Raw genomic sequence first — 18,739 nt, 5'->3', positions numbered from 1 at the left:
GCAGCTGGCACGTGAAGCATTCTCGCTGGCCGCCGCCAAACTTCCGTTGCGCACCACGTTTGTGACGCGCTTGCTGGGTCAGTGATTCAGGAGAACATGCATATGAAAACTACTGAACTGCGCCAGAAAGATGTGGCCGGCCTCGAAGCCGAAGTGAAATCGCTGCAAAAAGCCCACTTCGGCTTGCGCATGCAAAAAGCCACGCAACAACTCAACAACAACGCCACGCTGGGCAACACCCGTCGCGCGATTGCCCGTGCCAAGACCATTCTTGGTGAGAAGCAGCGCGCTGCGGCTGCCAAATAAGGAGCGAACCCATGACGGAAGCTAAAACATCCCTCAAGCGCACCTTGGTTGGCAAGGTCGTTAGTGACAAGCGTGCCAAGACCGTAACGGTGTTGGTTGAGCGTCGCGTGAAGCACCCGCTTTACGACAAGATCGTTGCGAAGTCGAGCAAGTACCACGCGCACGACGAAAACGGCGAATACAAGACGGGCGATGTGATCGAGATCACCGAAAGCCGTCCGCTCTCCAAGACGAAAAACTGGGTGGTCAGCCGCCTGGTGCAAAAAGCCGCTCTGGTGTAAGCCTGTTTGTGCTGCTCGCAGCGCAAATCTGAAAAGCGACCGATACTTCGGTCGCTTTTTTACTTTCTGGGCCCCATTCTCTTGGGGCCATTTTTTGAGACCTGCGGGTCCACAACCATGAGGAGCACAGCATGATTCAGATTGGCGAAAAAATTCCGGCCGCAACGTTGATGGAATACATTGAAGTCGAGGGCAATGGCTGCAGCGTAGGCCCCAACCCGGTTGACGTTCAGGTCGCCTCTGCGGGAAAAACCATTGCCGTGTTTGCGCTGCCGGGCGCTTTTACGCCAACCTGCTCTGCCAAGCACGTGCCCGGCTTTGTGGAACAAGCCGACGCGTTCAAAGCGGCTGGCGTCGATGAAATCTGGTGCCTGAGCGTGAACGATGCGTTTGTGATGGGCGCTTGGGCGCGCGACCAGAAGACCGGCGACAAAGTCCGCATGCTGGCCGACGGCAGCGCCGACTTTGCCAAAGCCACTGGCTTGACACTGGACTTGACGGCGCGAGGTATGGGCTTGCGCAGCAACCGCTATTCCATGCTGGTCAAGGACGGTGTGGTGAAAAGTCTGAACATCGAAGGCCCGGGCAAGTTTGAAGTGAGCGACGCCGACACGCTGTTGGCTCAGGCCAAAGCTGGCGTCTGAATTTCAGCGCTTTTGCTGACAAGAGCCGCGCCGTGAAAACAGCGCGGCTTTTTTGACTGGACCTGTCAGAGTTCGACCTTGAGGTAGTGGGCACCCGCTATCGGATTGTGGTAATAAGGCGCGACCTCATAAAAACCGGCCTCTTGGTACAAGGCCCGTGCCGCTTCCATGTCGGTCAACGTGTCCAGCAGCATGTTGGTGTAACCGGCTAGGCGTGCCTCTGAAAGAATGAGGTCCACCAATTGGCGGCCGAGGCCGAAACCGCGGAAGGCCGGGCGCACGAAGAGCCGCTTCATTTCGCAGGCATTGAGGTGATCACTTCCCTCCAGTGGGCGAAATGCACAGCAGCCAGCGGGACTCTCGCCAACCAGCGCCAACGCAATTGCGCCATGAGGTGCTACGTAATCACCGGGGAGTTGGTCCAACTCGGCAGCAAAACCCTGGAAGCAGAGGTCAATGCCCAGATCAGCTTGGTAGTCCAGAAAAAGGGCCCGCACAGCCGCGATGTCGTCAGGGCCATGGGCCCACCGAAGGATGATGTTGGTTGAAGCGGTCTCGGTCATGTGCAAGCAAAGGGGCCAACAGGCCATCGTGCAGGATGAGGTTTGTAACTATAAGGCTGTAAAGGGGGCGCTCCGGATTGCCCCGGCTTAATACGAGCCCGTCTGGCCCAACCCAACCAGGACATAAACGCCCGCTGCACAGAGACAGAACACCATCAGGGCGATGCAGCGGGTGAGCCAGTTGTCGCGGGTGCTGGGCATGGGAGCAGGGACGGCCTTGTCACCGAGCACCATGGGAAGCACCAAGGTTTCTTTTTTTACCAGCTTGTGGAACAGGATGGCTGCGATGTGAAGGAGCACCAAGCCGAGCACAATGAATTTGCCAATGTTCTTGTGATAGCTGGTGGCCTGATTCACGGTTTCACCCGAGACAAACGCGACGAGGGGGCCAAAGAAGGCAATTTCATCGTCGCTGATCAGACCGCTGCCGACCTGAGCCAGCAAAACAGCGAGCAGTGCAAACACCGAAAGCGCACCCAGCGGGTTGTGCCCCACGGTGTGCTCAGGCCGTGTTTGACCCGTTAGGTAGTTCCAGATGGTACCGGGTGCATAGAGAAAGCTGGAGAAACGTGACCAACGCCCTCCGATGAAGCCCCATACGAGTCGAAACAGCAGCAGGGCGAGGACTGCATACCCAAAACGAAGGTGCCAATTCATCCAGTTGCCGCCGACATTTCCGGTGATGAGCAGTCCGACAACACAGAAGGCCAGAGTCCAGTGGAAAAGGCGGGTTGGAAGATCCCAGACACGAATGGTGTGCATATTGGATGGGGCGGCTGAGCCGAACAGGAAGATAGATGGAGCCTAAATGGAGCCCAGAACCAGCGGAACTGTTCCTTTGGAACTTTAACGAAAGTTTTACACTCTGCCCAGCGCAACCGCTTTGGCTGCGCGAAGTCTACCCACCACGCCCAGGAGATCCCATGAAAATCATTGCTTCACTCGCTTTCGCTGCGGTGGCGGCAGCCGTGTCTGTACCCGCCATGGCGCAATTTCAGAAACCTGAAGACGCCGTGAAATACCGCAAGGCGGCGTTCACCGTGATGGGTGCGCATTTCGGACGTCTTGGCGCCATGGCCAACGGTCGTGTTCCCTTTGACGCTGCTGTCGCGGCAGAAAATGCTGCACTGGTGGAAGTGATGAGCAAGTTGCCATGGGCTGGCTTTGGGCCCGGCACGGACAAGGGCGATACCCGCGCCAAGCCGGAGATCTGGACCGAACAAGCGAAATTCACGGCAGGGGCCGAGAAGATGCAGGCGGAGGTTGCGAAGCTCACTGCGGCGGCCAAGACCGGCAACCTAGACGCGGTAAAAACGGCTTTTGGTGCGGTAGGCCAAAGCTGCAAAGCGTGCCACGATGCCTACCGCAAGGACTGATTGCCTCACGCCTAAGGCCTTGTTTGCCGTACAAAAAGGCTGGGGCCTTGCGCCCGCCAGCCTTTTTACGTGGATTTCGAACGCTCAGCTTTGTGCCAGCAGCTTTTCGATGAGCGTGTGCAGCGCTGCCAAGTCGGGTTCACCCACATAGCGTTTGACGATGCGCCCTTGCTTGTCCACCAGGTAGGTGGTGGGCGTGAGTTTGACGTCTCCCCAGCTCCGGGCGATTTCGCCGGTGTTGTCGAGCGCTACTTTGAATGGCAGTTGCCGCGTCTGGGCGAAGTTCAGTACCCAGGCGGGTGGGTCGTAGCTCATGGCAACGGCCACAGTTTCAAAGCCTTGGTCTTTGTATTTGTTGTAAGTTGACGCCAAAGCTGGCATTTCTTTGACGCATGACACGCAGGTCGTGGCCCAGAAATTCACCAGCGTCACTTTGCCTTTAAGGTCGGCCGTTGTGGTCTGGGCGCCGTCGATCAGCACAAAGGTGGAGTCGGGCGCCGCGTCACGGACGCCGCACGCCGTGAGCAGCACGGTGGAAGCCAAACCCAGGGCCGCCACCGCTGAGAGCAGGGTGCGCCGTGGTACCAGTGTGTGTGTTTCTTGGGTCATTGTGGTTTGAGAGTGCCGGGAATACAGTGCTCAGATCAAGCAAACGTGTCTGATTCCGTCCATCTTCAGGAGTTCACCATGCAGCGTCGCCAGTTTAACCAGTCGCTCACCAGCGCCACAGCCTTGTTGATTCTGGCTGCCCACCAACAGGCCCAAGCCCTCACGCTGGCAGACCTGACCGACAAAGACGCCAGCACCGGGCTCAAGACCGCTCTGGAACGGGGTGCGCTCGCCGCGGTGGCCTTGTTGGGCAAGCCCGATGGTTTTCTGGGCAACCCCAAGGTGCGCATTCCGCTGCCGGGTTTCCTGGAAGATGCGGCCAAACTGCTGAAGATGACCGGTCAGGGCAAGCGGGTGGACGAACTCGTGACCAGCATGAACCGCGCCGCCGAGGCTGCGGTGCCCATGGGCAAGGACTTGCTCGTGGGTGCGGTGAAAAGCATGTCGGTGACCGACGCGAAAAAGATTCTGACCGGTGGCGACAACTCGGTAACGCAGTTCTTTGCCGAAAAAACACGTCTGCCGTTGGGCGAAAAGTTTTTGCCGGTGGTGATGCAGGCGACCGAAAAAGTGGGACTTGCCGAGCAATACAACAAAGTCGCGGGCAAAGCGGCAGGCATGGGCCTGGTGAAGAAGGAAGACGCCCATATTCAGCAGTATGTGACCAGCAAGTCGCTGGATGGCCTGTACACCATCATTGGTGAGGAAGAGCGCAAGATTCGCCAAGACCCAGTGGGCGCTGGTAGCGCCATACTGAGCAAGGTATTTGGCGCCTTGAAGTGAATTCTTGAAGCGTTGCGGCCCAAGTAAGGCCGGTAGGCGCTTACTTCAATTTGGCTCGGGCCTCATCCAGGCGCGCATTCAGGTACTCACCGTAGAAGTCGGGTACCGCCACACCCACCAGCCGCTCGGCCAGTTCCTGTCCGTTGGGACCCAGAAACAGGACCGTGGGTGCGAAGCGGGCTTTCCATACGCGGGCTTGGTCGGCGGGTGTGGTGTTTTCCCCGGCAAAGCCCTGCAGGTTGGTGGTGCGGTCGCGGATATCGATCTGCATGGCCTGTACCTTGCCCTCGGCCCGCAGGGGCAGCAGGTAGTGGTTGCGCACCAGGTCGCAATACGGGCAACCGGTGAGTGTTGTCATGACCACGAGCGGCTCCCCTCGCGCTACCGCGGCCTGTACTGCTGCACGCAGTGATGACGGGCTGGGCAGGGCGACATGGGCCTTGGTGCCGGTGGCTCGCGCGGGTGTGGCTGTGGTCATGGTGTCGCTGAATCTGATGGGGTGGTAGCCCGGCTGAGGGCGTTCAGACAATACCGCGCTGCTGAAGCTCAGACAAGCGTTCGGCGGGAGAATTCAACCAGTCGCGCAACACCTCGGCGGTGTGTTGGCCCAGCAAGGGCGGGGGCAGATCGTTGCGCACCGGTGTGGCGCTGAGCTTGAGCGGGCTGGCCACCAGATCCACCACGTCGGCCATGGGGTGCTCCCAGCGCTGCACCATGCCGCGCGACAAGATGTGCTCGTCGGCAAACACCTCGGCCAGATTGTTGATGGGCCCGCCGGGTACCTTGGCGGCCTCCAGAGCGGCCAGCCAGTCGGCCTTGCTGCGGGTTTTCATGATGGCTTCAAGCAGCGGCACCAAGGTGTCGCGGTGGCGCACGCGATTTTGGTTGCGTGCATAGCGTTCGTCAAGCGCCAGTTCGGGCTGGCCGGTCACTTCACAAAATTTGGCGAACTGGCTGTCGTTGCCCACCGCGAGGATGATGTGCTGCGGGCGACCTTGCGCATCGGGTGCCACTTCAAACACCTGGTACGGCACGATGTTGATGTGGGCGTTGCCGGCGCGGCCAGGGACTTTGCCGTCTTCACGGCCGCGCACCAGGTAGTTGGCGCCGAGGTTGGCGAGCATCGCCACCTGGGTGTCCAGCAGCGCCATATCAATATGCTGGCCCTCGCCAGTGCGCTCGGCATGGCGCAGCGCCGCCTGAATGGCGACCGTGGCGTAAAGCCCGGTGAACAGGTCGGCCACGGCCACGCCCACCTTTTGCGGGCCGCCGCCCGGCAGGTCGTCGCGTTCGCCGGTCACGCTCATCAGGCCGCCCATGCCCTGGATGGCGTAGTCGTAGCCGGCGCGGTCTTTGTAGGGGCCGGTTTGGCCAAAGCCGGTGATGGAGCAGTACACCAGGCGCGGGTTGATGGCATGGAGCGAAGCGAAGTCCAGCCCATAGCGTGCCATGTCGCCGACTTTGTAGTTTTCCACGAACACGTCGGCCTGGGCCGCGAGTTCGCGTATCAGTGCCTGGCCTTCGGGCTGGGCAATGTCGCAGGTGATGGAGCGCTTGTTGCGGTTGGTGCCGAGGTAGTAAGCGGCCTCGGCGGTGTCGGCGCCGTCGCGCCCGCGCAGAAACGGCGGACCCCAGCCGCGGGTGTCGTCACCGCCCGGGTGGTTGGGGCCCGGCGGGCGTTCCACCTTCACCACATCGGCCCCCAGGTCGGCCAGGGTTTGCGTGCACCAGGGGCCGGCGAGCACGCGCGACAAATCAAGTATGCGGATACCATCCAGAGCGTTCATTTCGCCATTGTGCGCGACCCGGCTCGGTTCGGTTGTCGCACACACGCGGCCGCCCCTTTGCTGGAAATCCATGTTGCTCTTCAACCGCGCTGGCGCGTCGTGCGCCGGCCGCACGCTGTCTCGCTGGCTGTTGCCTTTATTGCTGCTCGCGTGGGCTGCGTCGGCCTGCAGCCCCACCTTCAACTGGCGTGAATGGCGCAGCGAAGGCACGCCTCTGCTGGCGCTCATGCCGTGCAAGCCCGAAAGCGCCGCGCGCCCGGTGCCGCTGGGCGGCACACCCACCACTTTGCACATGCACAGCTGCGATACCGGCGGCTTGACCTTTGCCGTGGCATGGGCCGAACTGCCCAATGCGGCCCGCGCACCCGAGGCGCTGGCCCAGTGGCGCGGCGCGGCGCTGGCGGCCATTCGGCTGGCCCCGGCTTTGGCGCTGGACCCGCAAACCCAGTGGGTTGCCAAGGTGCCAGGGGCGGACGCGGCGCAGGGTCTGATGGCCCAGGGCACGACCCACGACAACCGCCCGGTGCAGATGCACGCGGTGCATTTTTCCCGGGGGAACCAGATTTACCAGGCGGCGGTGTACGGCAGCCGTATGCCAGAAGCCGAAAAGAGCACTTTTTTTGATGGACTGCGGTTGCCATGAGGGGTCCCGAGTGCCGTTTGACAGATGCAGCCAACGCATTGACCCGCCCTGGACCTGAACGCCAACTTCCAGTGCTGTTCGGTACATCCACACCGAGCGCAAACGCTTCGGTGGACCAACTGGGTCTGCGTGCAGCGGTGACCGTATTTTTGTCGTTCGCACTGGCGTATTTTTTTTCGACGCTGGTGCGCGCCATCACTGCCACCATGTCGCCCACCCTGAGCGTGGAACTCTCCCTCAACGCCAGCGACCTCGGCTTGTTGGCGGGCGGCTATTTCTTTGGCTTTGCGCTCACCCAACTGCCGATGGGCAACTGGTTGGACCGCCACGGCCCGCGCCGGGTGATCCTGGCCTTTTTGAGCCTGGCGGTGCTGGGCTGCATGGCCTTTGCTCTGGCCACCAACTTTTCGGGTTTGCTGGCGGCGCGGGTGTTGACCGGCATGGGCGTGAGCGCCTGCCTCATGGCGCCGCTGACCGGCTACCGCCGCTGGCTGGCGCCGGCCGCACAGATGCGCGCCAACTCCTGGATGCTGATGACGGGCTCGCTCGGCATGGTGGCCGCCACATTGCCCGTGCAATGGCTGATGCCGCTGATGGGCTGGCGCGGTTTGTTTTGGGCGCTGGCGGCGCTGATCGTGCTGTCCATGCTGGGCATTGCCGCAGCGGTGCCACCGTGGCGCCGGGCGGCACCGCTGTTGCAGGGCGCAATCGGCACGCCGCCGGGCTACGGTCTCATCTGGCGCCACCCGTATTTTCGCCAGATGCTGCCCATTGGTTTCGTCAACTACGGCGGCATGGTGGCGGTGCAAACGCTCTGGGCCGGGCCTTGGATGGTGAAGGTGGCTGGCTACACGCCGCAGCAGTCGGCGGCGGGTTTGTTTGGTATCAACCTGTCCATGCTGTGTGCTTTCTGGTTGTGGGGCTTCGTAAACCCTCGGTTGGTGCAGCGTGGATGGAGTGCCGAGCGCCTGATTGCCTGGGGCCTGCCGGTGAGCCTGGTCGTGCTGGCGGCCATTGTGCTGCAGGGTGCGGGTGCCGGCTGGCCGCTGTGGGCGTTGTTTTGTGTCTGCAGCACGTTTGTGGCGCTGTCTCAGCCGGCGGTGGCGCTGGCTTTGCCGGCTGAGGCCGCAGGCCGTGCCTTGTCGGCCTACAACCTGGCCATCTTCTCCGGCGTGTTTGCGGTGCAATGGGGCATTGGCCTGGCCATTGACGCCTTCAGCGTGCTGGGCTGGAGCGAACCCGACCGCTACCGCGCTGCCATGGGTGTCTTCCTGCTGTGTTGTGTGCTGGCCTACCTGGGCTTTCTGCGCCCTTACGTCCGTTCGCGTGTGTGCAACACCGATTTGTAACAAGGCTAAACTGGCGCCATGAACGGCATCCTCATCATTGCCCACGCACCGCTGGCTTCGGCCTTGCGCCAATGCGTGCTGCACGTGTTCCCAGACAGCGCCGAGGCGGTGTCTGCCCTGGATGTTCAACCCAACGTGCCGCCCGAAGAATCGTTGGCCCAGGCGCGCGCCTTGATGCGCCAGCTGGGCCAGCCCAACACCCTGGTGGTGACCGATGTTTTCGGCGCCACCCCCTGCAATGTGGCGCAAAAGCTGGTGGACGGCGTACGCTCCAAACTGATCACCGGCGTGAACCTGCCGATGTTGCTGCGCACCGTGTCGTACCGCCACGAGTCGCTGGACGCGCTGATCTCGCGCGCCATGATTGGCGCCACGCAGGGCGTGATTCAGGTGGCTGTGACCGCTCCCCAAAATCAGGCCAGACGAGCCACCCATGATCAAGACCACCGTGACCATCAGCAATAAGCTCGGGCTGCACGCACGCGCCTCGGCCAAACTCACCAAACTCGCGGGCAGCCACCGCTGCGAGGTCTGGATGTCGCGCGGCGAGCGCCGCATCAACGCCAAGAGCATCATGGGCGTGATGATGCTGGCGGCCGGCCTGGGCAGCCAGGTTGAAATCGAGACCAACGGTCCCGACGAGCAGCAGGCGATGGACGCCATCGTCACCTTGATCAACGACAAGTTTGGCGAGGGGGAGTGATGGTGTCCGCCTGCATGTGTCTGGCTGCGGTTGGGGCCCGGGGCTGCGCCGCGCTGCTGACCGCTGACTCCGAACCCATCGGCTGGGGGGGGGCATGAGCTTTTCCGTTCACGGTCAGGCAGTGTCCCGTGGCATTGCCATTGGGCGCGCCGTGATCGTGGCGTCCAGCCGACTGGACGTGGCGCACTATTTCGTCACCACCGAGCAGGTGAATGCCGAAATTGAGCGTCTGCGCAGCGCGCGCAATGCGGTGGTGGATGAAATTGAGCGGGTGCAGCAGAGTCTGGACGCCCAGGGTTCCAACGACGCGCACCCCGAACTCACGGCGCTGCTGGACGTGCATCTGATGCTGCTGCAGGATGAGCAGCTCACCAGCGGTGTCAAGCACTGGATTGTCGAGCGCCACTACAACGCCGAGTGGGCGCTTACCAGTCAGCTGGAGGTGATCGCGCGCCAGTTCGACGAAATGGAAGATCCCTACCTGCGCGAGCGCAAGGCCGACCTGGAGCAGGTGGTCGAGCGCATGTTGCGGGTCATGCGTGGCATGGTGTCGCCCGTGGCGGCAAGCGTGCAGCCTGGGGCGCAGGGCAGCGGCAACGAAGTGCCTCTGGTGCTGATTGCCCACGATCTCTCGCCTGCCGACATGTTGCAGTTCAAGCAAAGTGTGTTCGCCGGTTTTGTGACCGACGTGGGTGGCAAGACCAGCCACACCGCCATCGTCGCACGCAGCATGGACATTCCGGCGGTGGTCGGCGCACGCTCGGCCAGCCAGTTGATCGCGCAAGATGACTGGGTCGTCATAGACGGCGATGCCGGTGTGGTGGTGATTGACCCCTCGCCGGTGCTGTTGGCCGAATATGGCTTCAAGCAACGACAGGGCGAGGTAGAGCGCGAACGCCTGGCGCGGCTGAAAAATACACCCGCCGTGACGCTGGACGGCCAGAAGATCGAGCTGCTGGCCAACATTGAGCAACCCGAGGACGCCGCAGCAGCGCTCAAGGCCAGCGCGGTGGGCGTGGGCCTGTTCCGTACCGAATTTTTGTTCATGGGCCGCAACGGCAAGTTGCCCGACGAAGAGGAGCAGTACCTGGCCTACCGCCGTGCGGTGGAGGGTATGCAGGGTCTGCCTGTCACCGTCCGCACGGTGGATGTGGGCGCCGACAAGCCCCTGGACCGTGGTGCTTCGCGCTCGGGCGACGACCACCTGAACCCGGCGCTGGGTTTGCGCGCCATTCGCTGGAGTCTGGCCGACCCGGCCATGTTTCTGGTACAGCTGCGGGCTATTTTGCGTGCCGCAGCCTGTGGGGCCGTCAACCTGCTGGTGCCCATGCTGGCGCATGCGAGCGAAATTCGCCAGACGCTGGCGTTGGTGCAGCGCGCGCGCGAGCAGCTCGACGCGCGCGCCCAAGCGTACGGCGCGGTACGCTTGGGCGCCATGATCGAAGTTCCGGCCGCCGCGCTCACCATTCCGCTGTTTCTGCGGCATTTCGACTTTCTGTCCATCGGCACCAACGACCTGATCCAGTACACGCTGGCCATTGACCGAGCCGATGAAGCCGTCTCGCACCTCTACGACCCGGTGCATCCGGCCGTGCTGCAGCTGTTGGCCAGCACCATCGCGCAGGCGCGGGCGCAGGGCAAGGGCGTGAGCGTGTGCGGTGAAATGGCAGGCGACGTGGCCATGACACGGCTGTTGCTCGGCTTGGGCCTGCGCAGTTTTTCCATGCACCCGTCGCAGATATTGGCGGTCAAGCAGCAAATCTTGCGCTGCGACACGGCCAAGCTCGCCACCTGGGCGCAGAGCGTGCTGGTGGCCGAAGACCCTGCGGCACTGATGGCCGATTGACGCCACCCAGAACGATGCTGTTGCGCATACACCACGCTGCCATCATTGGCTCGGACTACGCCAAGTCCAAGCATTTCTACACCGCCGTGTTGGGCCTTACTGTTCTGGCCGAACACTATCGTGCAGCGCGCCAGAGCTGGAAACTTGATCTGGCACTGCCCGACGGTTCGCAAATTGAGCTATTTTCATTTCCGGAGGCTCCGCCCCGGCCTTCGTATCCCGAAGCGCAAGGCCTGCGGCATCTGGCGTTTGAGGTGCAGGACGTCGCACAGTGCAAGCGCGAACTGGAGGCTCAGGGCGTGGCGGTGGAAGCGGTTCGGATGGACGAATACACCGGACGGCGGTTCGTCTTTTTCGCTGACCCGGATGGCTTGCCGCTGGAACTGTATGAGGCTGCCGCTTCGGCTTGATCCCCCGCTGGAAGCGATCAGCGCGCTCGCGTGGCCAGCACCGCAGCGCCGATGATCATCACCGCCGCCAACGCCACCGACAGGCTGGGCGGCTCACCGCGCACCCACAGCAACGTGAGTGTGGAAAGCAGCGGCGTCAGGAAGCTCAGCACCCCGATCTGCCGCGCGTCGCCGCGCTTGAGTGCTGCGTCCCAGAGAAAAAACGCACCGCCCAGCGGCCCCAGGCCCATCAGCACGATCAGCCCCCAGTCGCGGGCAGACAGGGCCGTGGCAGGCTCCAGCCAGACGTGGCACAGCAAAGACAGCAGCCCAGAGACCAGCGCAAAGCTGCCAATGGCGGCGGTGGGAAAGGCGCGCACCCGTTTGGTCAGCAGCGAGTAGCTGGCCCAGATGAACGCCGACCCCAGCGCCGGAATGTAGCCCCAGGCCCACACCGCGTCGGCGCCGCCACCGCGACCACCCAGAATGGCCAGCGCCGCGCCAGCGAAGCCCAGCAGGGCGGCCAGCACATGCCGCACCGTGAGCGATGTGTCGGGCAGAAACAGTGGCGCCATCACCACAATGCCCAGCGGCCAGAGATAGTTCACCAGGTTGGCCTGTACCGGTGGCGCATGGCGCAGCGCAATGAACAGCAAAAAGTGAAATCCAAACAGACCATAGACGCCAATGGCCAGCGTGGAGGGCGGTACACGCCATTGGTGAACGTCGAAGCGCGACAGCGGCAGGGCGATCACGCTGCCCACCAGCAAGGCCAGCCCGGTCAGCAAAAACGGCGGCACGTGCGACAAGGCGACGCCCAACGCTGCCAGCGATGCCCACAACGCGATAGCACCCAGCGCCAGCAGGTTGGCGCTCATGAGCGGGCTCCTTTGTTTTGCACCGTGGGTTGATCCAAAACAAAGCCGGAAAACACCACCATCTCAGATACTCCAATGGGTATTTTTAAATTGCAAAGGACACAACATGAGCACCTTCGACCACAGCGGTCTGATCCAAGACATCAACGACAGTTTGGCCCCGTTTCGCAAGGCGCAGCCCGAAGCCATGGCGGGGTTTGGGCAGTTGGCGCGCGCTGCCATCACCGACGGGGCGCTCAGCGCCAAGCAAAAGGAGTTGATTGCGCTGGCCATTGGCGTCACGCAGCGCTGCTCGGGCTGCATCGGCTTTCATGTGAAGGCGCTGCACCGCCTGGAATGTACCCGCCCTGAGTTGGAGGAAATGCTGGCGGTCTGCGTGTACATGGGGGGTGGTCCCGCGCTCATGTACGCTGCCGAGGCCATCACGGCCTGGGAGAAAATGCAACCCAACAAGGGCTGAAAACCTCCTGAACCGGGCGCTTCAAGCGTTGGGTGTTGGGTTCAGCGCGTTGTGGGCTTGCGCATCGGCGTGGTAACTGCTGCGCACCATGGCGCCCACAGCGGCGTGGGTGAAGCCCATCTTGTAGGCTTCAGCCTCAAACATCTTGAAGGTGTCGGGGTGCACGTAGCGGCGCACCGGCAGGTGGTGGCCGCTGGGTGCGAGGTACTGGCCGATGGTCAGCATGTTGATGCCATGCGCGCGCATGTCGCGCATCACGTCCAAGATTTCCTCATCTGTTTCACCCAGGCCGACCATCAGCCCGCTCTTGGTGGGCACGTGCGGGAACAGCGCCTTGAACTTCTTGAGCAGGTTCAGGCTGAACGCGTAGTCCGAACCTGGGCGTGCTTCCTTGTACAGGCGCGGTGCGGTTTCCAGGTTGTGGTTCATCACGTCAGGCGGTGCGGCTTTCAGAATCTCCAGCGCTCGGTCGTCTCGGCCCCGGAAGTCGGGCACCAGCACCTCGATCTGTGTGCCGGGTGAGAGTTCGCGCGTCTTGTGGATGCACTCCACAAAATGTCCCGCGCCACCGTCGCGCAGATCGTCACGGTCCACGCTGGTGATCACCACGTATTTGAGCTTGAGCTGGGCAATGGTCTTGGCCAGGTTTTCCGGCTCGTTCACGTCCAGCGGGTCGGGTCGGCCGTGGCCCACGTCGCAGAACGGGCAGCGGCGCGTGCACTTGTCGCCCATGATCATGAAGGTGGCCGTGCCCTTGCCGAAACACTCACCGATGTTCGGGCAACTGGCTTCTTCGCACACCGTGACCAGCTTGTTGGCGCGCAGCACGTCCTTGATCTCGTAGAAGCGGGTGCTCGGTGAACCCGCCTTGACGCGGATCCACTCGGGCTTTTTCAGCACCTCCGCCGGCACGATCTTGATCGGGATGCGCGCCGTTTTGGCCTGGCTTTTTTGCTTGGCTGTGGCGTCATAGGTGGCGGTGGACTGGGCGTCGCGCACGGTGTTGGCCGAGCTGGAGGTGGCGGCCGTAGGGGTGTCGGGGCTGGTCATGGCGTGGGCGCAGATCGCGCGGTTGAGTCAGGGCGAAAGGGTGGCCTGGAGTTTTTGGCTCAAAACCTGCGCCGCCTCATCCCATGAAACGGCAATCCCGATTGTAGAAAGGTCCACCGTCTGCAGGCCTGCATAACCACAGGGGTTGATGCGCCAGAAGGGTTGCAGGTTCATCGCCACGTTCAGGGCCACACCGTGGTAGGTGCAGTGGCGGCTGACCTTGATGCCCAGCGCCGCGATTTTGCCCAGCCCGGTGAAATCGGGGTCTGCAGCCAACGCACCGGGCACTTTCTTTTGGGGTCGCTGGGCCAGCAGGGCGTGGCTGCTTGGGGCGTCCAGCCGCACGTAAATGCCCGGCGCATGGGCCACGCGGTGTCCGGTCACGCCGAAATGCGCCAGTGTGCGGATGACGGCCTCTTCAATGCGGTAGACGTACTCTTTGACGAAGTACCCGGCGCGTTGCAGGTCGATCAACGGGTAAACCACCACCTGGCCCGGCCCGTGGTAGGTCACCTGGCCACCTCGGTTGGTTTTCACCACCGGAATGTCGCCAGGCGCCAGCAAGTGGTCTTCGCGGCCAGCCAGCCCCTGTGTAAATACGGGCGGGTGTTCGCACACCCAGAGTTCGTCGGGTGTATCGGCCGTGCGCGCCACCGTGAAGGCCTGCATGGCCTCATAGGTGGGGGCGTAGTCCACCCGGCCCAGAAAGCGTGGCTGCATTCAGAGAACGATCTTGACCATGGGGTGCGTGGTCAGCGTGCGGTACAGCTCATCGAGCTGCTCGCGGCTGGTGACGTGCACCGACAAGGTGAGACCCAGGTAGTTGCCGGCCTTGCTCGGGCGCTGTTCCACCGTGGTTTCATCGAAGCCGGGGTCGAATGCGCGCGCCACATGCGTCATGGCCAGCAAAAATCCCTCGGCGTTGGCGCCCATGACCTTGATGGGAAAGTGGCACGGGTAAACGATCAGCGATTGCTCGGGCGGGATCTCGGGGGGCATGTTCATGCGGCACTCCTCAAATGGACTGGCTGGCCTTCGCCGTCTGGTACCCCGCGTACAGGCGCTGGTACACGGGGCCTGGCAGGCCGCGCGAAGCACCGTGCCCCACCGGCACACCGTCCAAAATGGTCACGGGCAGCACCTCTTTGGTGGCCGAAGACAGCATGAGCTCGTCGGCGTCCAGCACTTCGGCACGGGTGATGCGGCGCAATTCGAAAGGGATGCCTTGCTCGCGGCAAATATCTTCAATCAGGTTGAATCGAATGCCTTCCAGCACCAGGTTGTCTTTGGGCGGCCCCATGACCACGCCGTTTTTGACCACCCAGACGTTGCTGGCGGCCGCTTCGCTCAAAAAGTCGCCGCGAAACATCACCGTCTCCAGCGCGCCAGCGTCTGCGCTGATCTGGCGAGCAAACACAGCGCCCAGCAGACTGGTGCTTTTGATATGGGCCTTTTCCCAGCGGAAATCGGCGGCGGTGACGCACGCCACGCCCTCTGCGCGCTGCGCTGCGCTGGCCAGCTTCATCTCGCCACACATCACAAACACCGTGGGCTTCAAGCCCGGAATCATCACGTGATCGCGCGGGGCCACGCCGCGGGTCACCTGGATGTAAATCAGCTGGTTGGGTGCAGCGGTGGTGGTCACCAGGTCTTGAATCAACCGCCTGGCAACCTGGAGCCACTCCTCTTTTGCGAGTGGGTTGGGAATGCGCAGCTCGGCCAGCGAGCGGTCGAGGCGGGCCAGGTGCTGCTCAAACCGGAAAATGTGCCCGTTGTAGGCTGGCAGCACCTCGTACACGCCGTCGCCAAAAATGAAGCCGCGGTCAAGCACGCTGACCTTGGCATCGCACAAGGGGCTGTAGTCACCGTTCAGGTAACAAAGGGAGTCTGGAAGGATGGGCGCAGCGCCCTGGGCCATTGGGTTCATGGTGTAGATTATCGGCGGGCACCTGCCCGCACAAGAATGATCCCCAAGAGGCTTGACGGCCTCATGGGGTTTCTACGTATAATGAGTGGCTCTGCGGGGCTTCTCGCGTTTGTAACCTGCTTGTAATTTGCCATGACGACAATGCCACCGGTTGAGTCGAAGGCGACACAGCAAGACGAATGGGAAGATGGGGCGCAAGACCCCGAATTCAAGCCATTGACGCGCGAAGAAGCGCGGCAGTGGCGGGCAAGTCAGCCGGTTTTTTCTGTCTGGCGCCTGGTGGGGGTGCAGTTGCTGGCGGGGGTCGCGACGGGTTTGCTGGGTTGGTTGCTGATGCAGTCGGTCTCGGTGGGTTGGTCGGTTCTGTACGGCGCGGCTTCGGTGGTGATTCCTTCGGCTCTCATGGCTTACGGTCTGACCTCAAGTGCTTTGGCTCGACTCACCTCGGGCTTTGCGCAGGCTGCGTTTGCTGGCTTTCTGCTGTGGGAAGGGGTCAAGGTTCTGTTGGTGGTTGCCATGCTGTGGCTGGCCCCGACGGTGGTCCCCGAGTTGAATTGGCTTGGCCTGTTGGCGGGCTTGGTGGTGGTGCTCAAGGTGTACTGGTTGGGTCTTTGGATCCAGGCCGGTCGCTCTAACGAAAACGGTTAAATTTCCGACAGATCGGTGAAACGAACATGGCAGCTGACGGTAACGCTCTAACCCCCGGTGAATACATTCGCCATCATTTGGTTCACCTGACCAATAAAAAACAGGAGTCCATCGTGGACTTCTCTGTGATCAATATCGACTCCGTGGTCGTGAGTTCGCTGTTGGGTTTGCTGGTGTGCTTTGTCTTGTGGCTCGCTGCGCGCAAAGCCACTGCGGGTGTTCCTGGTCGCTTCCAGGCTGCCGTGGAAATGCTGGTTGAAATGGTGGACAGTCAGGCCAAGGCCGTGATTCACAATGCCAACAGCCGCAAGCTGGTTGCGCCGTTGGCGCTTACCGTATTCGTCTGGATCTTCATGATGAACTTCATGGACATGATTCCTGTGGATCTGTTGCCGATGATGTGGCATTCTGCGGGTCCCGCTCTGGGCTTCAAGGACTACTTGCGCGTGGTGCCTACGGCCGACCTCTCCACCACGTTGGGTCTGTCTGTCTCGGTGCTGTTGATGTGTCTGTTCTACAACATCAAGATCAAAGGTCTGGGTGGCTGGGCGCACGAACTGGTGTCGGCTCCGTTTGGAACGAGCAAAAACCCCTTCTGGGCAGTGCTGTTGGGCATTGTCAACTTCCTGATGCAGATGATCGAGTTCGTGGCGAAAACGGTTTCCCACGGTATGCGGTTGTTTGGCAACATGTTCGCTGGTGAGCTGGTGTTCATGCTGATCGCGTTGCTCGGTGCCTATGGTGCCTTGTCGCTCGGCGGTGGACTCTTCTTCGTCGGACACGTGATCGCTGGCACGGTGTGGACCTTGTTCCATATCTTGGTCATCACCTTGCAGGCGTTCATTTTCATGATGCTGGCCCTGATTTATCTCGGGCAGGCGCATGACGCTCACTAAAGCGCACTGAACGGTCGCGCTCTGGGTTTTCTCTCTCGTTTGTTTCTTTTTCAACTTTCGTTCATCTCATAGGAGTCATCATGGAAAACGTTCTGGGTCTTGTCGCACTGGCTTGCGGTCTTATCGTTGGTCTGGGCGCCATTGGCGCATCCATCGGCATTGCGCTGATGGGCGGCAAATTTCTGGAATCGTCAGCCCGTCAACCCGAGCTGATGAACGACCTGCAGACCAAGATGTTCATCTTGGCCGGTCTGATCGACGCCGCTTTCCTGATCGGCGTGGCTATCGCTCTGTTGTTCGCTTTCGCCAACCCCTTCACGCTGTAATTGGGTTTGCTGCCTTGTGCAGCGTCGGCGGTGTGTCGTTTGCAGGGTCTCTTGACCTTCTTCGGTACAGCATCCGACGCTGCGCGGCAGCAAGTGCGTCACCACTCTTGTCAACACACAGAAAGGCGTTGCGATGAATATCAATGCAACCCTCTTTGCGCAGGCCATCGTTTTTGCGATCCTGGTGCTCTTCACGATGAAATTCGTGTGGCCCCCGATCGCCAAGGCACTCGATGAGCGTGCGTTGAAGATTTCCGAAGGTCTGGCTGCTTCCGAAAAAGCCAAGACCGAATTGGCTGGCGCCAACAAACGGGTGGAAGAAGAGTTGAGCAAATCGCGCAACGAATCTGCTACCCGCCTGGCCGATGCCGAGCGCCGTGCGCAAACCTTGATCGAAGAAGCCAAAGGTCGGGCCACCGACGAAGCTTCGAAGATCGTCGCTGCAGCCCGTCAAGAAGCCGAGCAGCAGGTCGTCAAGGCCCGCGAAGCTCTGCGAGAAGAAGTGGCTGCGCTGGCTGTCAAGGGCGCCGAGCAAATCCTCAAGCGCGAAGTCAACGCCAGTGTTCATGCTGAGTTGCTGGGTCGTCTGAAGGCCGAGCTCTGATCCGCCGCAACCAGTCGGTATCGTCTAGAGGCATCCAAAGGTAAACCATGGCCGAAATTGCCACCATTGCCCGCCCTTACGCGGAAGCGCTGTTCCAGGCTGCCAAAGCCGACACAGCCACAACCGCGGTCTGGCTCGACGAGCTGGCCGCTGTGGCCTCAAATGATCAGTTGCGTCAGTTTGCGGACAGCCCCAAATCGTCGCCTGCCCAGGTGTTTGACCTCATCGCTGGCGTGCTGAAAAGCAACCTGCCCGAGATGGGCGCCAATTTTCTGCGCACGGTGATCGATAACGGTCGTATCGCTGCACTACCCGAAATTGCTGCCCAGTTCCGCGTTCTGAAAAATGCGCAACAGGGTACGTTTGACGCGGTGGTTCACAGCGCTTTTGATCTGGACAGCGCAGCGCTGGTCGACTTGTCGGGTGTGCTCGAAAAACGCTTTGGCCGCAAGCTCAACCTCCAGGTTGAGTTGCAGCCCGAACTGATCGGTGGCATTCGCGTTGTGGTGGGTGACGAGGTGTTTGACACCTCGATCAAAGCCCGCCTGGAACAAATGAAAATTGCCCTGACGGCCTGACGGCTCGATCCCCGGGCGCGCCTGCATCACATTTAACGAAAGAAGGAAAGAGTCATGCAACTCAATCCCGCCGAAATCTCTGAACTGATCAAG

Annotated in this window: 27 protein-coding genes and 1 pseudogene; 18 read left to right on the top strand and 10 right to left on the bottom strand. The window is 61.5% G+C overall.

What is annotated here, in order from left to right:
* The 4 genes and pseudogenes from rplP to Q7J58_RS22270 form a co-directional block, all read left to right on the top strand.
* Window positions 1–85, top strand: a pseudogene (rplP, locus tag Q7J58_RS22285) (50S ribosomal protein L16); the annotation flags it as partial.
* Window positions 86–102: 17 nt separating this feature from the next.
* Window positions 103–306: a 50S ribosomal protein L29 gene (gene rpmC, locus Q7J58_RS22280; protein ID WP_304832226.1), complete on the top strand. Its 204-nt coding sequence runs from the start codon at window positions 103–105 to the stop codon at window positions 304–306.
* An 11-nt stretch (window positions 307–317) separates the two neighbouring features.
* Window positions 318–587 (top strand): 30S ribosomal protein S17, encoded by a 270-nt coding sequence (gene rpsQ, locus Q7J58_RS22275; protein ID WP_304832224.1) that lies wholly within the window; start codon window positions 318–320, stop codon window positions 585–587.
* Between the two features lie 131 nt (window positions 588–718).
* Window positions 719–1,231: a peroxiredoxin gene (locus tag Q7J58_RS22270; RefSeq protein ID WP_304832222.1), complete on the top strand. Its 513-nt coding sequence runs from the start codon at window positions 719–721 to the stop codon at window positions 1,229–1,231.
* Window positions 1,232–1,296: 65 nt separating this feature from the next.
* Here Q7J58_RS22270 and Q7J58_RS22265 read toward each other — a convergent pair whose 3' ends face one another.
* Both Q7J58_RS22265 and Q7J58_RS22260 read right to left on the bottom strand, forming a co-directional pair.
* Entirely contained in the window at window positions 1,297–1,794 is a 498-nt protein-coding gene (locus Q7J58_RS22265; protein ID WP_304832220.1) for an N-acetyltransferase, read from the bottom strand.
* An 87-nt stretch (window positions 1,795–1,881) separates the two neighbouring features.
* Complete coding sequence (locus Q7J58_RS22260; protein ID WP_304832218.1) at window positions 1,882–2,556, bottom strand: cytochrome b/b6 domain-containing protein; 675 nt, start codon at window positions 2,554–2,556, stop codon at window positions 1,882–1,884.
* A 161-nt stretch (window positions 2,557–2,717) separates the two neighbouring features.
* On the opposite strand from Q7J58_RS22260, the gene Q7J58_RS22255 reads away from it, so the two are divergent.
* Window positions 2,718–3,170 carry a cytochrome c gene (locus Q7J58_RS22255; protein ID WP_304832217.1) on the top strand — a complete coding sequence of 151 codons (453 nt, stop codon included), beginning with the start codon at window positions 2,718–2,720 and terminating at the stop codon, window positions 3,168–3,170.
* Window positions 3,171–3,254: 84 nt separating this feature from the next.
* Here the strand turns inward: Q7J58_RS22255 and Q7J58_RS22250 are convergent, their stop codons facing one another.
* The gene (locus Q7J58_RS22250) at window positions 3,255–3,779 is read right to left on the bottom strand and encodes a TlpA disulfide reductase family protein (RefSeq protein WP_304832215.1); all 525 of its coding nucleotides are present in this window, start codon (window positions 3,777–3,779) and stop codon (window positions 3,255–3,257) included.
* Between the two features lie 78 nt (window positions 3,780–3,857).
* Between Q7J58_RS22250 and Q7J58_RS22245 the strand changes: the two genes are divergently transcribed.
* Window positions 3,858–4,562, top strand: coding sequence for a DUF4197 domain-containing protein (locus Q7J58_RS22245; protein ID WP_304832214.1), 705 nt, complete (start codon window positions 3,858–3,860; stop codon window positions 4,560–4,562).
* Between the two features lie 40 nt (window positions 4,563–4,602).
* On the opposite strand, the gene Q7J58_RS22240 is transcribed toward Q7J58_RS22245, so the two are convergent.
* Window positions 4,603–5,040, bottom strand: a complete 438-nt coding sequence (locus tag Q7J58_RS22240) for a hypothetical protein (protein ID WP_304832212.1) — start codon at window positions 5,038–5,040, stop codon at window positions 4,603–4,605.
* Between the two features lie 43 nt (window positions 5,041–5,083).
* On the bottom strand, window positions 5,084–6,349 hold the full coding sequence (locus tag Q7J58_RS22235; protein WP_304832210.1) for a CaiB/BaiF CoA-transferase family protein: 1,266 nt from the start codon (window positions 6,347–6,349) through the stop codon (window positions 5,084–5,086).
* Window positions 6,350–6,419: 70 nt separating this feature from the next.
* On the opposite strand from Q7J58_RS22235, the gene Q7J58_RS22230 reads away from it, so the two are divergent.
* From Q7J58_RS22230 to Q7J58_RS22205, 6 genes are all read left to right on the top strand, one after another.
* Window positions 6,420–6,992 (top strand): hypothetical protein, encoded by a 573-nt coding sequence (locus Q7J58_RS22230; protein WP_304832208.1) that lies wholly within the window; start codon window positions 6,420–6,422, stop codon window positions 6,990–6,992.
* A 110-nt stretch (window positions 6,993–7,102) separates the two neighbouring features.
* The gene (locus tag Q7J58_RS22225) at window positions 7,103–8,341 is read left to right on the top strand and encodes an MFS transporter (protein WP_304832206.1); all 1,239 of its coding nucleotides are present in this window, start codon (window positions 7,103–7,105) and stop codon (window positions 8,339–8,341) included.
* Between the two features lie 18 nt (window positions 8,342–8,359).
* Complete coding sequence (locus tag Q7J58_RS22220) at window positions 8,360–8,806, top strand: PTS fructose transporter subunit IIA (RefSeq protein WP_304832204.1); 447 nt, start codon at window positions 8,360–8,362, stop codon at window positions 8,804–8,806.
* Entirely contained in the window at window positions 8,775–9,044 is a 270-nt protein-coding gene (locus tag Q7J58_RS22215; protein ID WP_304832202.1) for an HPr family phosphocarrier protein, read from the top strand. The genes Q7J58_RS22220 and Q7J58_RS22215 overlap by 32 nt, the downstream gene beginning before the upstream one ends.
* Before the next feature lie 94 nt (window positions 9,045–9,138).
* Window positions 9,139–10,890 (top strand): phosphoenolpyruvate--protein phosphotransferase, encoded by a 1,752-nt coding sequence (ptsP, locus tag Q7J58_RS22210; protein ID WP_304832200.1) that lies wholly within the window; start codon window positions 9,139–9,141, stop codon window positions 10,888–10,890.
* Between the two features lie 14 nt (window positions 10,891–10,904).
* Window positions 10,905–11,300 carry a VOC family protein gene (locus Q7J58_RS22205; RefSeq protein ID WP_304832198.1) on the top strand — a complete coding sequence of 132 codons (396 nt, stop codon included), beginning with the start codon at window positions 10,905–10,907 and terminating at the stop codon, window positions 11,298–11,300.
* A 17-nt stretch (window positions 11,301–11,317) separates the two neighbouring features.
* On the opposite strand, the gene Q7J58_RS22200 is transcribed toward Q7J58_RS22205, so the two are convergent.
* On the bottom strand, window positions 11,318–12,157 hold the full coding sequence (locus Q7J58_RS22200; RefSeq protein WP_304832196.1) for a DMT family transporter: 840 nt from the start codon (window positions 12,155–12,157) through the stop codon (window positions 11,318–11,320).
* A 106-nt stretch (window positions 12,158–12,263) separates the two neighbouring features.
* Here Q7J58_RS22200 and Q7J58_RS22195 point away from each other — a divergent pair, with 106 nt between their 5' ends.
* Window positions 12,264–12,617 (top strand): carboxymuconolactone decarboxylase family protein, encoded by a 354-nt coding sequence (locus Q7J58_RS22195; RefSeq protein ID WP_304832195.1) that lies wholly within the window; start codon window positions 12,264–12,266, stop codon window positions 12,615–12,617.
* 21 nt (window positions 12,618–12,638) lie between these two features.
* Here the strand turns inward: Q7J58_RS22195 and lipA are convergent, their stop codons facing one another.
* The 4 genes from lipA to Q7J58_RS22175 are packed head-to-tail and all read right to left on the bottom strand — an operon-like array spanning window position 12,639 to window position 15,594.
* Window positions 12,639–13,667, bottom strand: a complete 1,029-nt coding sequence (gene lipA, locus Q7J58_RS22190; RefSeq protein ID WP_304832193.1) for a lipoyl synthase — start codon at window positions 13,665–13,667, stop codon at window positions 12,639–12,641.
* A gap of 27 nt (window positions 13,668–13,694) precedes the next feature.
* Entirely contained in the window at window positions 13,695–14,387 is a 693-nt protein-coding gene (lipB, locus tag Q7J58_RS22185; RefSeq protein WP_304832191.1) for a lipoyl(octanoyl) transferase LipB, read from the bottom strand.
* Window positions 14,388–14,672, bottom strand: a complete 285-nt coding sequence (locus Q7J58_RS22180; RefSeq protein WP_304832189.1) for a DUF493 family protein — start codon at window positions 14,670–14,672, stop codon at window positions 14,388–14,390.
* Window positions 14,673–14,682: 10 nt separating this feature from the next.
* The gene (locus tag Q7J58_RS22175) at window positions 14,683–15,594 is read right to left on the bottom strand and encodes a D-amino acid aminotransferase (protein ID WP_304832187.1); all 912 of its coding nucleotides are present in this window, start codon (window positions 15,592–15,594) and stop codon (window positions 14,683–14,685) included.
* Window positions 15,595–15,726: 132 nt separating this feature from the next.
* On the opposite strand from Q7J58_RS22175, the gene Q7J58_RS22170 reads away from it, so the two are divergent.
* The 5 genes from Q7J58_RS22170 (at window position 15,727) to Q7J58_RS22150 (ending at window position 18,646) form a co-directional block, all read left to right on the top strand.
* Window positions 15,727–16,242 carry an ATP synthase subunit I gene (locus tag Q7J58_RS22170; protein WP_304832185.1) on the top strand — a complete coding sequence of 172 codons (516 nt, stop codon included), beginning with the start codon at window positions 15,727–15,729 and terminating at the stop codon, window positions 16,240–16,242.
* Between the two features lie 26 nt (window positions 16,243–16,268).
* Entirely contained in the window at window positions 16,269–17,138 is an 870-nt protein-coding gene (gene atpB, locus Q7J58_RS22165; protein ID WP_304832184.1) for a F0F1 ATP synthase subunit A, read from the top strand.
* 80 nt (window positions 17,139–17,218) lie between these two features.
* Complete coding sequence (gene atpE, locus Q7J58_RS22160) at window positions 17,219–17,464, top strand: F0F1 ATP synthase subunit C (RefSeq protein WP_009519254.1); 246 nt, start codon at window positions 17,219–17,221, stop codon at window positions 17,462–17,464.
* A gap of 133 nt (window positions 17,465–17,597) precedes the next feature.
* A complete protein-coding gene (locus Q7J58_RS22155; RefSeq protein ID WP_304832177.1) occupies window positions 17,598–18,068 on the top strand; it encodes a F0F1 ATP synthase subunit B in 471 nt (156 codons plus the stop codon).
* Between the two features lie 47 nt (window positions 18,069–18,115).
* The gene (locus Q7J58_RS22150) at window positions 18,116–18,646 is read left to right on the top strand and encodes a F0F1 ATP synthase subunit delta (protein ID WP_304832176.1); all 531 of its coding nucleotides are present in this window, start codon (window positions 18,116–18,118) and stop codon (window positions 18,644–18,646) included.
* The last annotated feature ends 93 nt before the right edge of the window (window positions 18,647–18,739 follow it).

The sequence above is a fragment of the Hydrogenophaga sp. genome (assembly GCF_030656115.1).
In the GTDB taxonomy this organism is placed as follows: domain Bacteria; phylum Pseudomonadota; class Gammaproteobacteria; order Burkholderiales; family Burkholderiaceae_C; genus Hydrogenophaga.
Note: the sequence above shows the minus strand (reverse complement) of the source record. Positions and strands in the feature narration are given on the sequence as shown.